Origin of the sequence: Paenibacillus sp. FSL K6-2441 (assembly GCF_037964765.1) — a bacterium.
Classification (GTDB): domain Bacteria; phylum Bacillota; class Bacilli; order Paenibacillales; family Paenibacillaceae; genus Fontibacillus; species Fontibacillus phoenicis.
Genome location: NZ_CP150174.1, coordinates 2879754 through 2894105 on the forward strand (window position 1 = coordinate 2879754; position 14352 = coordinate 2894105).

The 14352-nt window shown below is 53.4% G+C and carries 13 protein-coding genes; 3 read left to right on the plus strand and 10 right to left on the minus strand.

Going from position 1 to position 14352, the window contains the following annotated elements; translation table 11 throughout:
• Positions 1 to 104: 104 nt before the first annotated feature.
• The 4 genes from NSQ80_RS13245 to NSQ80_RS13260 all read right to left on the minus strand — a co-directional run bounded on the left by NSQ80_RS13245 (position 105) and on the right by NSQ80_RS13260 (position 5447).
• Positions 105 to 2021: a helicase-associated domain-containing protein gene (locus NSQ80_RS13245; protein WP_339299374.1), complete on the minus strand. Its 1917-nt coding sequence runs from the start codon at positions 2019 to 2021 to the stop codon at positions 105 to 107.
• The gene (locus NSQ80_RS13250; RefSeq protein WP_339299376.1) at positions 2018 to 3712 is read right to left on the minus strand and encodes a DNA repair helicase XPB; all 1695 of its coding nucleotides are present in this window, start codon (positions 3710 to 3712) and stop codon (positions 2018 to 2020) included. Before NSQ80_RS13250 ends, NSQ80_RS13245 begins: the two co-directional genes overlap by 4 nt.
• 97 nt (positions 3713 to 3809) lie before the next feature.
• Positions 3810 to 4232, minus strand: coding sequence for a CBS domain-containing protein (locus NSQ80_RS13255; RefSeq protein WP_036645298.1), 423 nt, complete (start codon positions 4230 to 4232; stop codon positions 3810 to 3812).
• A 45-nt stretch (positions 4233 to 4277) separates the two neighbouring features.
• The gene (locus tag NSQ80_RS13260; protein ID WP_009225231.1) at positions 4278 to 5447 is read right to left on the minus strand and encodes a M20 family metallopeptidase; all 1170 of its coding nucleotides are present in this window, start codon (positions 5445 to 5447) and stop codon (positions 4278 to 4280) included.
• 230 nt (positions 5448 to 5677) lie between these two features.
• Here NSQ80_RS13260 and NSQ80_RS13265 point away from each other — a divergent pair, with 230 nt between their 5' ends.
• Entirely contained in the window at positions 5678 to 6019 is a 342-nt protein-coding gene (locus NSQ80_RS13265) for a YugN family protein (protein WP_009225230.1), read from the plus strand.
• An 11-nt stretch (positions 6020 to 6030) separates the two neighbouring features.
• Positions 6031 to 7284, plus strand: a complete 1254-nt coding sequence (ftsW, locus tag NSQ80_RS13270) for a putative lipid II flippase FtsW (protein ID WP_323076897.1) — start codon at positions 6031 to 6033, stop codon at positions 7282 to 7284.
• A gap of 137 nt (positions 7285 to 7421) precedes the next feature.
• On the opposite strand, the gene NSQ80_RS13275 is transcribed toward ftsW, so the two are convergent.
• Entirely contained in the window at positions 7422 to 7784 is a 363-nt protein-coding gene (locus NSQ80_RS13275) for an Asp23/Gls24 family envelope stress response protein (RefSeq protein WP_036645252.1), read from the minus strand.
• A gap of 138 nt (positions 7785 to 7922) precedes the next feature.
• Between NSQ80_RS13275 and cax the strand changes: the two genes are divergently transcribed.
• Positions 7923 to 8993, plus strand: coding sequence for a calcium/proton exchanger (cax, locus tag NSQ80_RS13280; protein ID WP_009225227.1), 1071 nt, complete (start codon positions 7923 to 7925; stop codon positions 8991 to 8993).
• 81 nt (positions 8994 to 9074) lie between these two features.
• Here cax and NSQ80_RS13285 read toward each other — a convergent pair whose 3' ends face one another.
• The 5 genes from NSQ80_RS13285 to NSQ80_RS13305 all read right to left on the minus strand — a co-directional run bounded on the left by NSQ80_RS13285 (position 9075) and on the right by NSQ80_RS13305 (position 14200).
• The gene (locus tag NSQ80_RS13285) at positions 9075 to 9365 is read right to left on the minus strand and encodes a YlaN family protein (RefSeq protein WP_009225226.1); all 291 of its coding nucleotides are present in this window, start codon (positions 9363 to 9365) and stop codon (positions 9075 to 9077) included.
• A gap of 182 nt (positions 9366 to 9547) precedes the next feature.
• On the minus strand, positions 9548 to 9793 hold the full coding sequence (locus tag NSQ80_RS13290) for an HPr family phosphocarrier protein (protein WP_009225225.1): 246 nt from the start codon (positions 9791 to 9793) through the stop codon (positions 9548 to 9550).
• A gap of 82 nt (positions 9794 to 9875) precedes the next feature.
• Complete coding sequence (locus NSQ80_RS13295) at positions 9876 to 10991, minus strand: aminopeptidase (RefSeq protein ID WP_009225224.1); 1116 nt, start codon at positions 10989 to 10991, stop codon at positions 9876 to 9878.
• A 157-nt stretch (positions 10992 to 11148) separates the two neighbouring features.
• A complete protein-coding gene (locus tag NSQ80_RS13300) occupies positions 11149 to 12021 on the minus strand; it encodes a hypothetical protein (protein ID WP_260071659.1) in 873 nt (290 codons plus the stop codon).
• Between the two features lie 184 nt (positions 12022 to 12205).
• Entirely contained in the window at positions 12206 to 14200 is a 1995-nt protein-coding gene (locus NSQ80_RS13305; RefSeq protein ID WP_260071658.1) for a diguanylate cyclase, read from the minus strand.
• Positions 14201 to 14352 lie beyond the last annotated feature (152 nt).

Here is a 14352-nt window from a genome sequence, read left to right on the forward strand (position 1 = left end):
GAATTTCATCTCGCTTTTGTGGTTATTGTTCCACCCAACAGGTAGACGTCACTATCATACCACAATCCTTTAGCGAGCAGAAGAGGTTCATCCTTCCTAAGCTCTCATTTGCGTAAGCCTGTTGGGAGAATTAGGCGGATCGCCTGCCAATCTCGGGGTGACAGCAGCACTTCCTCTCCTGGAGTCTCTTTTCCCTGTGCCTCAGATGAGGGTAGCTTACGCACTCTGACTTGCCAATCCGTTTCACTTTCCACGACTGCCAGCGGCACGCAAACAACGCTCTCTCCTCCGATCTGCAGCATCAGCTTGGCAGACCAGGCCAAAGCCCGTTCGATCAGTTCACGGGCGGTCGAGGCGTGATAACGCCGCAATTCCTTCCACCACATGACAGGGATCTCCGACAAACCCGGGAACAGCTCGTCTACTTCTGGCGGACGGGTTTCCGGCTCATAAAAGTGCAGATCCGCTCCTTTATAAATCCAGCCTTGGCCCTTCTGCCCGCTCGGCCCCTCATCATTTGACCAGGTGATTTCCATTTCCGTAAGCTTCGGAAGAATCGGTTCATTGGGGGCTGGAGTGCCCCGGTGAACCGGAGCCAATCGCTCACTTTCTAGAATCTTGATCACTTCCGCCTCGCTGTCCGTCGTTACGAGAAAATGAAGCGGACCAATCCGCTCCAGCTTGCCGGCCAGCGATGGCAAATCTGCAATGCGATCCGCGGCTTCCGTATCCGCACAGCTGAGCAGCTTCACTTCGGTGAGCGTGGTACGGCCGATTTCCCGCCCCCATTGGAGCAAGCCGTCGCGAACAGACGCTGGTACACCGGCAGAATGCTCCTCCAGCAGCTGCAGGATCTCCTGCGGCGTACGACCCAACTTGCATGCCTGCTCCAGGCCCGCACGCGTCAAACGGTAGACGCTCATTACGCCTGACGAGGCCAGTTCAGCGCAAGCCTCCAGCTCAAACCGGACCGTAAACGGTACGTCTGGCGGAACCAGCAGCTCGAAATCAGGCTGCACGATCAGCTTCCCTTTCGCCGATGGGGAAGCCGTCGGCGAAGAAGCGTCCCGTTCAATCAGCCAACGGAACATCCGGCCATCCTCCGGATGGCGGCCAAGCTCCATCCAGCCACAGCCGCACAAAGCTTCAAGCCATCCTTCGATCCAAGCGGCGCGCTCCGGTGACAGATCGCCGCTCTCCCCCCCCAGCAGCCCCTGGTCTTGGAGCGAACCCAGCAGTTCCTCCACCGAATACCACGCGCCGGGTTTTAAATCCGGTGCCGTTAGTCGCAAGGCGACATGCTGCAGTCCAACGTCAGCCGGAACATAGCGCTGCAGCTCGCGCATTAGAACGAAGTTCATCGCCGGCACATCCAAGGACAACCATGCCGCCATTCCCGGGACATCCGCCCGCCAAACCGCCCTCTCCTTGGCGATCAGCCCTAGCGCCAGCAGCAGATCCATCACAACCGCAAGTGCGGGAGAATATACGTCCGGATGCGGATAGTTGAGCTGCAGACCTGCGATGTCTTCCGCTTTCAGCGCAATTCGGTCTTCCAACTTGCTGTGTTCCTTCTGGTGAATCGTCCCTTTCGCCGTCATCCGCAGTCCATTGCCGGCAATCCAGGTCAAAGCGCGGAACAAATCCAACGCCAATCCAGGTTTGGCCTCCCGTTCAAGTTCCACGCGCACCGGGTTCTGCTCCCGCAGCTCCGCGTACCCCCATATCTTCCACATCTCTAGCTGGCGGTCTAGCGGGATGTAAAACAGCTTCTCTCCCCAAGCCTTGCGTACCGCAGCGATTTCTCCAGAGCGCAGGAGCACCGGCAATGCAGCGCGAATGTCGGCTCCGCTCAAGCTGCCAGCCGCGGCGGCGTTAGCTTGTTCCAGCCGAAACGGCTGTCCTGCATAACGCCGAAACAGGAGCCGGAGCGCCTCCATCTCCGCTTCGTTTAATGGCTCCCTAACTGGCCCATCTATCAAAGAATCTTCGTAAGCTGGCATTTCCGACCGCCTGCTCATGCTTCGATCCCCTCCTGCTCGCGCCGCACGGCATACTCATAACCCTGCTCCAGCAAAAACAATTGCCGCCGGAGGGCAAATTCCTGTTCGCGGGTGTTCTCCGACACGAGGGTATAAAAATAAGCCCTGCCGCCGTCTCGCTTCGGCCGCAGAATCCGTCCGAGACGCTGCGCCTCCTCTTGACGCGAACCAAAGCTGCCGGAGATTTGAATCGCCACCGACGCATCCGGCAAATCTACCGCAAAATTGGCTACTTTGGACACGGCCAGAACCGGAATTTCCCCTTCGCGGAACGCCTGAAACAATCTGCTCCGTTCCGCCTGCGGCGTACTCCCGGTAATGAGCGGAACGTGGAGTTCCGCGGCGATGCCTTGCAGCTGATCCAAATATTGCCCGATAATCAGTACCTGACGGTCCCGATGCCGGTCCAGCAATCGCCGTACGATCTCGTTCTTATACGGGTTCTCCGCGGCGATTCGAAACTTCTCCCGCCCTTCCGCCCGGGCGTATTGATTCTGTTGTGGCTCGGGCATCGCCACCCGGATCTCCTGGCAATCAACCTGCGCGATAAAACCGCTCTCTTCAAGCGTTCTCCATGGGACATCATACCGTTTGGGTCCGATCAAGGAGAAGACGTCCCGCTCGCAACCGTCCTCGCGAATCAGGGTGGCGGTCAGCCCAAGCCGACGGGTCGCCTGAATATCGGCGGTTGCCCGGAAAATCGGCGCCGGAAGAAGATGAACTTCATCGTAAATGATTAATCCCCAATCCCGTTCTTGGAACAGGGACATATGCTTGAAGCCCTCCTCTTTGCGGGCTCGATGGGTCAATATTTGATAGGTCGAAACCGTCACCGGTTTGACTTGTTTTTTCTCTCCTGAATATTCTCCAACCGCTTCCGGCGGCAAAGTCGTTTTCGAAATCATTTCGGAAATCCATTGACGTACCGAAGTCACATTGGAGGTTAAAATCAGCGTCTCGCACTGGAACCGTTCCATGGCGGCCAGTCCAACTACGGTCTTTCCCGCTCCGCAGGGAAGTACGACAACACCGCTTCCGCCTTCACCAGCCATGCCGGCAAATGCAGCGACCGCTTCCTGTTGGTACGGTCTGAGCCGAAACGGCCTTCCTCCTTCCAGTTCCTCCCGGAGAGCAAACTTCAGGTTGCGGCCTTGGTGGTAGCCTGCTTCGTCCAGGACAGGATAACCCAGCCGGGCAAGTTCTCGTTTTAAGCTGCCGCGCCATGCGGCCGGCAGATGGAGATGGCGCTTGTCCACCAGGCTCCAAGTCCCCGCCGGTAAATCCAGTTGTCGGGATAACTGCTCCAGAAAACCCTCTTCTTCGGTTCCAACGTACTCCAGTTCCAATCGGTCCGATTCACCTGGAACCGGACGCAGCTTCAGCTGCCCGAACCTTCCCATCCAGTTGCGGATGTCTTCAGCCGCGCCGCTCGGCAGTCCATATCGGGCCATAGACTGAAGTTCTTCCAGCACTCGATCCGCATCGATCCCGCAGGAAGCGGCATGCCATAATGTGAGCGGAGTAATTCGATATGTATGATAATAAGCCGGGCTCTTCACCAACTCGGCATAATGGGACAACTGTTCCCGCGCCGTTTCGAAGCCGGGATGCTCCTTCTCCAGCAGCACCGTTAAATCTCGCTGAACGATACATGCTCCCGTTTCTATCATCGGTTATGCCCTCCTTTAGATCAGCCTCTTGCAACCAGCAAAAAGAGAAGTCCGCCGCCAAGGCTGCGAACCTCTCCCGCTTACTTTCTCTTCGTCATTAATGTACCTGCTCCGAGATTTCGGACAGAGCCTCCCCGGCATTGTCGGCAAAAATATTACGTACCGCCAAATCGCCAAGCGATACGATCCCGATCAAGCGATCCCCTTCGCATACCGGGAGCCGGCGGATTTGCTGCTCGGCCATCAGTTCTGCGGCCTCGTCCACCGACATGTCGCGGGAAGCGGTTTTGATCCCTTTGGTCATCACTTCGGAGACTGCCGTCGAGCCGGGACGCTTCTCGGCGATACCGCGGATCACCAAATCCCGGTCTGTGATGACGCCAATCAGCTTATCTCCGCCTTCAACTACCGGAATGAAACCCGTGTCGTGTTCTTTCATTTTAACCGCTACTTCGTAAACATTATCCTGCGGCGTCACAGTAACGACGTTTTGGGTCATAATCTCGCTAACTTTTCTCAACATAAATCCCTCCTTTGAACATAGCGTGCCAAAGTAGGAATCCGATTATGCGTGTTCGTCCTGATAGGATTCCGCCATCGCCGCCAGCAGCCCCGCCGCATGCAGCATGGCGTCTTCGTCGATATCGAATTTGGGATGATGGTGCGGATACATTGCGCCCTTGCCGGGATTTCCCGCGCCAACAAACATGAAACAGCCCGGAACCCATTGCAAATAGTAGGCAAAATCCTCCGCCGGCATGATCTTCGGCGACAGCTCGGCCCGCAGTCCGAACACCCCCGGAGCCACCTTCGTAAAACGATGGTATTCACCTTCATCGTTCACCAAGCTCGGGTAGCCCATCATATAGTTGATTTGCGCCTTCGCACCGTATGCTTCCGCCGTGCTTTGGGCCAACACATGAATCCGCTCGCGGATGAGCTCCCGCGTCTCCTCGCGGAAGCAGCGGACCGTGCCGGACAATCTGCAGCGGTCGGCGATGATGTTCTGCGCCGTGCCGCCCTGGATCGAGCCGATCGTCACAACGGCCGGGTCCAGCGGATCCACCGAGCGGCTCACCACGCTTTGCAGCTGCAGCACAAGCGCCGAAGCGGCCACCACGCTGTCCACCGTTTTATGCGGCATGCCACCATGCCCCCCGCGTCCCTGCACATCGATGAAGAACTCGTCGGTCGAAGCCATCAACGGTCCCGGTGCGCTCGCCACCGTGCCGACCGGAATCGGCGTCCACAGGTGCACTCCGTAAATAACGTCCACGCCGTCCAGCGCACCTTCCTCGATCATCGATTTCGCCCCTCCCGGGCAAACCTCTTCCGCCGGCTGGAAGATCAGACGGATCTCCCCGCGAAGCTTCGCTTTGGTGCGGCTGTAGTACTCCGCCAGTGCCAGCAGCGTTGCCGTGTGGCCGTCGTGACCGCAGGCGTGCATCACGCCGGGGTGCTGAGAGGCGTACTCGCACGTTTTTTCGTCCTGGATTGGCAACGCGTCCATATCAGCCCGAAGCGCCACCGTTTTGCCGGGAAGCTCTCCCCGGATGCGGGCTACAAGGCCAAACCCGCCGACATTAGTTGTCGTTTCGATCCCCAGCTCCCGCAACTTATCGGCGACCAGCGTTGAAGTCTCCTTTTCCATGAAGGAAAGCTCCGGATAGCGGTGAAAATGACGCCGCCGCTCCACCATGGATGGAAACAAATCGCTTAACAGCTTCTCCTCCATCGTCCCACTCCTCTTTCCACGATCTCGTTTAGCTTATTGTAGCAGAAAACGGGTGACTCGTTCAGATTTACCTTAAGGAAAGCCGCCGATTTGCGAGGTTTTCCCATGCTTGCACAACCGATGGAAACATAATATCATGGGGATAAGTGTGATAACTTTGATGAAAAAAGTTCACATTTGAATCGATCCGTGAACTTTGGACCAATATTTTGAAGGGGGCACTCTTTACAATGATCGTAGAAAATACCGGATTGGACGGACTGCAAAGCGATTTGGCTTACTTAGACGAAGCTGCGGAGAAGGTAGGCTTCATCCGTTGGCAATGGGAATATTACCGCGCTACATACGATTATAAAATTGAATATAATAACAGCGACTATTACCTCCGCATCAATACACGGGTGGTAGAAGGCAAACTGGAACGTCCAGACACGGTACTGGCAATCGAAGCGGTCTATATGGGGCGGGCCACTTTTCCGCACGGCTTGGAGTATGAATCGGAGATTCCTGCGATGGTCATGAAGACCGCCAATCATAAGTTGACGGAATTAAAGGAACTTCTTGAGGCCTAATCGGTAACGCGATGAAAGAAGGCACAGAGAAACCAAGACGCGGAGCCCCCGATTTTCAGTTGCTCATCTTAACCTTGCTGATGGCCGGTTTCGGAATCGTTATGGTGTTCAGCTCCAGCTCCAGCATCACGCTGGTTGATGCCAAATTTGGTTATGACCCGATGTATTTTACGAAACGGCAGATTATATTCGCCTTAATCGGGTTAGTCGGCATGTTCGTGACGATGAATATCCCTTACGAGAAATATAAGAAGCTGTTTATCCCTGTGTTCATCCTGGCCATCATTATGCTGCTGCTTGTACCATTTATCGGCGGACGCATCAATGGCGCGACCAGCTGGTTCACGATTGGTACGCTCGGGATTCAACCGACGGAGCTTGCTAAAATCACGACGATCTTGTACCTGTCGGCCCTCATCTCCAAGAAAGGCGAGCGGTTCCGGGATCTAAGAACCGGGTATATCCCGGTCATGGTCATCGTTGGTTTTGTCGCCGGCTTGATCATGCTCCAGCCTGACCTTGGCTCTTGTCTGATTCTTGTGGCTACCGCCGGGCTGATTATTTTCGCCGGCGGCGCGAATTTGAAGCACATTCTCGGTTCCATTGGGTTGCTCATATTAGGTGCCAGCATCGTGCTAGGCGTCGAAGCGTTGTGGGACAAGATCAATCCGCCCGATCCCACCGTCGCTGCGAGCAGCGATTATCGGATGGGCCGGATCGAAGCCTTCCTCGACCCATGGCATGATACGCAAGGAACCGGCTACAACCTGATTCAATCGCTCACCGCGATTGGCCATGGCGGACTAACCGGTACTGGATTCGGACAAGGCATTCAGAAGCTGCATTATTTGCCGAATGCGTATAACGATTTTATTTTCTCCGTCATCGGCGAAGAATTCGGGTTTATCGGTACGTTGATCTTCCTGCTGTTTTATATTTATTTCATTTGGCGCGGGCTGCTCGTGTCGCTGCGCTGCCAAAGCACGTTTGGCACGTTAGTTGGGGTTGGGATTATGGGCTTGATCGCTATCCAGGCGTTCGTTAACATCGGCGGCGTCACCAACACGATTCCGGTGACCGGCGTCACCTTGCCCTTCATTAGCTACGGCGGCTCTTCGCTGCTCGTTATGATGGTCTCGATGGGCATTGTGCTTAGCATTTCGCGCGAATCATCTCCGCCATTGAAGCAGGAACGCACCAAATCGGTGATCATCCGCGAACCAACGCCGTTCGAACTGCGCAGAGAAGCCCGGCGCGGTTTATAATTTGAAGCTAACAAAAGAAGACTACGGAGTGATGATCTCCGTAGTCTTCTTTATGCTTACTGCATATGCCAGCAATCCGGTCATTCGAGGCCGAAAGCGAAACTCAGGTATGCTGCAGAAGGTCAAGGAAGGGGCGATCAGATTTCATCGTCCTTAAACGCCACGCCCTCGACTTTCACGTTCACTTCTACAATTTTAAGTCCCGTCATGCTCTCTACCGCTTCTCGAACATTTTGCTGAAGCATCCGGCAAACTTCGTGGATCGGCGTCTCATATAACACGATAATTCGCAGGTCGATTGCCGCCTCCAATTGACCAACTTCGACCGTGACGCCCTTTTGCACATTTTTGCCGCTTAACCGTTTAGCCCAACCTTCGGAAAGCCCCCCGGACATCGCGGCAATCCCCGGTGTCTCTAGAGCAGCCATTCCGGCGATTTTGGCGACAACATCGTCTGAAATCCGAATTTGCCCGCTATCCAACTGCAGTTGTTCGGTCATGGTCATTCCTCCTTCAACCTCATTAATTTCATTGTAAATCGGAAGTCGCATTAAAGCAAATGTAGACCTTTCGATTAATTTTGAGTAAAATTGTTACATTCAGTTTATTGCCAAAAAATGACTAACTCGAGGTGTTCCATGAAAAAGTTTATTTCACCCGCATTGTTGCTGATTTTCTTTGCACTTAGCGCCATGGGGCATTACGCGCACTGGTCAGCAACGTTAGAATTTGTCATCTCCGCGATCGCCGTCATTCTTGTCGCGGGCTTTCTCGGCCGGGCAACGGAGAGCGTGGCGCATTACGCGGGTCAACGCCTGGGCGGCTTCCTAAATGCCACCTTCGGTAATGCGGCCGAATTGATTATCGCCATCATGCTGGTCCGCGAAGGGCTGTTCGACATGGTGAAGGCCAGCATTACCGGGTCCATCATCGGCAACCTGCTGCTCGTGCTGGGGCTCAGCTTGTTTGCGGGAGGCTTAAAGCACAAGGTGCAAAAATATAACGTCACGTTAGCCGGCATGAACGGCTCGCTGATGATCGTAGCGATCATCGCATTGTTCGTCCCGGCGATCTTCCTGCAAACCCACGTGCTGCACGAGGACGATCGTTTCGCGCTCAGTTTGGTTGTTGCCGGCGTTCTGATTGTCGCCTATATCCTCTGGCTGATCTTCTCCATGATCACGCACAAGAACCATCTGGCAGATATTAGCGAGAAGGACGCGGAAGAGCTTCCGCATGAACATGCCCCGGCCTGGTCCAAGGGGAAGTCGATTTTATATCTGGTGATCGCTACCGTTATGGTTGCGTTCGTCAGCGAATGGTTGGTACATACGCTTGACACGCTGACCGCCGATTTCGGTCTGAGCGAGTTGTTCGTCGGTGCCTTTGTCGTTGCGATCGTTGGTAATGCCGCCGAACACAGCGCTGCCATCATGCTGGCGATGAAGAACAAAATCGGGGCAGCCGTAGAAATCGCCGTCGGCTCTAGCTTGCAGATCGCTTTGTTCGTGGCTCCTGTGCTCATCTTCGTCAGCCATCTGTTTGGCAAGCCGATGGATATCGTATTTACCGTCATCGAGTTGGCCGCGATTGGCGTCTCGGTATTTATCGCCAAATCCATCACGCAGGACGGCCAAACCAACTGGTTTGAAGGGGTACTGCTGCTGGCGGTCTATATGATTCTCGGCGTTTCGTTTTATCTCGTATAACCCTCAACAACAAAACAAGCGTATGTCTTCGGCAACTTCCGAAGCATACGCTTGTATTATTTAGCAGCAACAGCAAATGCCTTACTGTTGTCTATTGTTCATGGCTTCATACAGCGAGGCCAAATTACGTTCCAATCTGCTGAGGATTTGTTTACCTACCGTTTCTTGAATAAGTCCGACGCGAATTGCGTAATCTACTTGTCTGGAGAATCCATACATCTGGGTATCCAGCACTTCCTCATAGAGAGGGCAATAACGTGTGGCCAAGTTCTCCATCTGTACTTCGATCAGCTTCTCAATTTTATCTGCATCTTCTTTCAGAAGATTAAGTGCCTTCAGGTTTAGTTGCTCCTGCAACTCAGATGAAGTCATGCTTCTTCCCCCCTATGTCCAAAATCGCCTACCATTCATCTCTAATCTTAATATTAGACGAAATCGAAAGCCAATACAAGAACCTGCTTAAATTAACCTATCTATGAAAAACCGCTGAGTACCGCTGTTCGCAGGCATTAAAAAACACCCCCGACCTAAGTCGGGAGTGTTTCTCATTGACATTAATCGGCAACAACTTTGACGTCCAACCCGTGTTTCGCAAACACTTCGGTTACGGCTTTCTTCGCTTCTTCCGCATCCGGTCCGTGAACGTGAAGCTCATAGCTCTTCGTATTTACGAGCGTGGTGAAGAGGCCGAGGATACTTTTTACATCGATGTACTTATTGTCCGCTTGAAGCACAATGGAAGAAGTGAACTTGCCTGCTGTTTGGGCAATTTCGACTACCGCTTCATTGTTCGTGGCCATAGGATCCCTCCGTCTTTAACATTGGAAATAACATACTTCAATCATACATTGAATCCGCTTTCCTAGCAAGGAGGATTTCTGATTACTTCAGGTTTTCCGGGTTCAATCCCTCAAGCTCAGGCAGCACAAAAATGCCATCCTTACGGATCAGTACATCGTCAAAATAAATTTCTCCGCCGCCGTAATCCGGACGCTGGATCAGCACAAGATCCCAGTGAATCGAGGAACGGTTGCCGTTATCGGCTTCCTCATAAGCTTGACCTGGGGTAAAGTGAAGGCTGCCCGCAATTTTCTCGTCGAACAAGATGTCCTTCATCGGATGCAAAATATACGGGTTGAATCCGATCGCAAACTCCCCGATATATCTAGCCCCTTCGTCCGAATCCAGGATTTCGTTCATCCGTTTCGTGTCGTTGCTCGTAGCTTCAACGATCTTACCGTTCTCGAAGCGGAATTTGATATTCTCGAACGTAACTCCGTTGTACAGCGTAGCCGTATTGTAGCTGATCGTGCCGTTTACGGAATCGCGGACCGGAGCCGTATAGACTTCACCATCCGGGATATTCCTTTGACCGGAGCACTTGACCGCCGGAATGTCTTTAATCGAGAAGGTCAGGTCGGTGCCCGGAGCAACAATCCGGACTTTGTCCGTTCTGTTCATCAGATCGGCCAAGGCATCTTGCGCCCGATCCATTTTGGCATAATCCAGGTTACATACGTCAAAATAGAAATCCTCGAACGCTTCCGTGCTCGTATTGGCCAATTGGGCCATGCTGGCGTTCGGATAACGGAGCACCACCCATTTCGTACGTTTCACCCGTTGTTCGCTATGTACAGGGTGGGAATAAAGCGAATTGTACAGTTTCATCTTATCTTCGGGTACGTCGGACAGATCGTTGACGTTAGAACCCGCACGAATGCCGATGTAACAGTCCATCATTTGCATCCGTTTTAAATCGTATTCCGCCCAGGTTTTGATGCCGTCTTCCGTGGCGTATTTCAATTGCGCACGTTGTACAGCCCGGTCAGTAATCTCAACGAAGGCGTTCCCGCCCTTCTTCCCAACCTCTTCCACGACCGCTTTCAGCAAATCACGTTCATCGCCAATCATTTCGACCAGGACGTTCTCTCCCGGTTGTACATTTACGGAATAACCAACCAGGTTTTCCGCCAGCTTCTGAATTCTAGGATCTCGCATCTGGCTTCACACTCTCCTCAATATTCGTTGTGGGATTTGGTATTACAACCCGTGCCGGCCGTCCAAACACCCCATTGGTTTAACCATTGGTTAATTCTTCTGCTATTGTAGCACGATAGGGTCGGAAAGTCAGCCTAACCTAGGATGTCACTCACGCCTACTGATAACCCTCAAACCGGTTATCGGTTCGCAGCACCTCCCGCTGCGGCACGCCTTTGGGTGACAAATAATTCAACGTCGTCTCCGAGGTCAGCCTGGAAGGTAATCCCGATTTGCGGTCAATCGTCAAATGGTAGACGACGGTCGCTTTCATTTGCTTCAGCATGACCGCTAACTGCTTGCTGCCCGTCGTCCAGATCTGCGACAACTCGTTTCGCAGCTGCTCCTTCTGTGAAGCCGGCACCTGTTCTAATTGCGCCAGCCCGGCCTCACGCGTGAGCTCCATTTCCGACAGCAAGCGATCCTTTAACCGCATGGTAGCTTCGGCTGGATCCATCTCGATCCGAAGCACCTTCGTCCCCCGTGCAGCACCGCTCTCGGAAGTGATCGTTTTCTTAGCGGCCATTCGAATCTCCTCTAGTTGTTCCAGCGGGTTCAGACGGACCACCCCTTGCAGCAGCGCATTGTGGTCATCGGATTGCACCAGCCAGTTCCCGTGCTCTAACCGGAGCTTTGCTTCCCAGCCATTCGGCTCTGCTAATCCCGCCGTTTGCAGATGGCCTGCAGGGTATCCCGCCCGCTGACCCATCGGCTCGCCTCGGATACTTAATTCCCTATGCTCTTGAAGACGTCCCGTATAACTGAAACTCTCTTCCAGCCCTTGCCCGTTTCCGCGCTGCAAGGCGGCTAAGCCGCGAAAGGTTAACGCGTCACATCCCGCCAGCCCGGACCAGGTGAAGTCAAACCACTGCTCCGGCGTCCTCGCTTCGTTGATCCCGCACGACGCCAAGATTAGCGTGACTAGCAGGCCATAGATGATCTTCCCTAACCGATATTTATACGTTGGCCTTCTCCGTGATATCCCCTTCATATGCAAGCCCCCGCCTGAAAAAATAAACCCGGTTCCCCACCGGATCATTCCTTTTGCTAGTTCTAGCAGTATCCTGCCACAGGGACGGTCACTCTATTCGCAGGTTCGACCGGCAACCCAAAAAAGAACGCTCCCGCCGTCCATATGTCCGGTCGAGAGCGTTCTATACCAATAAAGCAACCATTTACGAGGAGGGGGCGTCCTCTCTGGATCCGACTTGCGTCTGGTTCCGCCCGTTGTTCTTGGCTTTATACAGCGCCATATCCGCCTCATAGAAAAGCGACTCCACGCTAAGCTTCTCATCGCCCTTTACCCACTCAGCAATACCGCATGAGACGGTCACCGGCGGATCGGTATCCATCGCGACGCGCAGCCGAATCGTTTCTGCGATTTGGTAGCTGTTCTCAGCGCTTGCACCGGGCAGGTACACCGCCAGTTCTTCGCCTCCCCAGCGGGCGGCGATATCTGTCTTGCGGATTGAGCTCTTGACGATTGCGCACACCTGCTTCAGGATTTTATCCCCGGTTTGGTGCCCGTACGTGTCGTTGACTTGCTTAAACTGATCAATATCCACGATGATTAAGGAACCGTTCGTGTCTTTCTTCTGGAATTCCTGGATCGCATCATCGACGTAATGGCGGGCGTAAAGTCCAGTCAGCATATCGCGATTGGCCATCCGGCGTACCTCCGCATGCAGCGACGCGTTGGCGATTGCAAGACCGATGTGTGAGGATAAGACCTGAAGCAGCTTGTAATTATCATAAGAAAAAAAGCGGGTCTTGCGGTGCGCCAGCATGATTACCCCGTTCACTTCTCCCCGGACGAACAAAGGTGCGGTGATCAGCGAGCGGGAGTTCGTCTCCTCCATAAATCTCGAGGATACCTTCCCATAGGCTTGAAAGTCCGACAGAATGATCGGCTCCTGCGTGGAATATACCAGCCCGCTGAATCCATAGTTTTTCGGAAAATGCTCCTTCGACAGCCCCGGAACATTGCTGGACACAATCTCGAACGTTTCTGTCTCTTTGTTTAATTGGGAAATACAGCAATACTCCGCCTGAAAAATCGATAGCAACTCTTCGGTTGCAAATTGGAAAACTTCCTTGAGCCGCAGACTTTGATTCAGCCGTTTCGTTAATTCATTGATCAGCCTCAGCTCGTTGATCAGCAAATTCGATTGTTCATACAGCTTCGCGTTCTCAAATGCCGTGCCGGCCGTATCGGCCAGCATGCCGATCAGCTGCAAATCCACATCATCGATCTCCTCACGCTGGATGCGCAAGTGGAAAACCCCGTACACCCCTTGTTTGCCACTGAGAGGTACGGCGATTTCCAAATTTCTTTCGCCTTCTCCCTTCGGATCCACGGTTTCCCTGACCTGCATTCTGCCCTCCATGAAAGCCCTCACGAGCAGCTCATCGCCTTGTCCAAGCAATTGAAACGATTTAACCCGCGGATCGAGACTTACATGATCCTGAGACATAAGCAACTCCAGACGGGCATTCGGATACATGCCGGACACCCGCTCGAACACCTCGGTCAGGACCGAATCCACGTCGATCTTATCATGAAGCTTCTGCACCATTTGAAAAAGCTTAGAGCGGCGCTGCTCCTCCCGCTTGGCTTGCTGCTGGATGCGGACCAAATCCGTAATGAACATTCCCTCAAAGCAACGATAAAAACAGGTTTGAAACAGCCGGGCCGCCATCTTGGCTAACAAGATCGCCTCTGAAGTGCAGCTCTCACGCATGAGACAGCCAAACACCGCAAACAACTCGCCATGAATGCGTGTATACACCGGTACAGCCGCATAAACTCCGTCGGCCTTCTGGGCTGCGATGGCTTTGCGCTCATACAAGCTCTGCTTGATGACCTCTTCCATTCCGCTAGGCCAGGAACGTTCCAGCGGTTGCCGCGGGTTCAACGAATCGGCAAGCAGCTTCTCGCCGCGGCTGCCGGCAAGGAAGAAATCAGCCTCGCCGAGTTCCGGCATATCGCTGATCTGTTTGCGCCATTCCGCAAATCCCTGTTGTAATATGGAATCGATGTAGGGAAAATCGTGGGCGTTAATATCTAGCTGCCGCAGCCAATCGGTATAATCGTTGACATCATCAAGCCGCGGCAGGCCGGAAGCGTTATTCAGGTTCAGCATCGGCTGACCCAAGGATTGATCGGCCATAAAAAAGCTCCTTTATATGCTGCGTTGGAATTGTAACCCTTCTGCGATAAATATTAAACGGACAAGCTCTTGTCCTGAAGTTCAAGCTTGTCCATCTCCGCCATATCCGATCTTGTCTGATATCTCTATTTTACTATCTTCCTTAGGGTTTT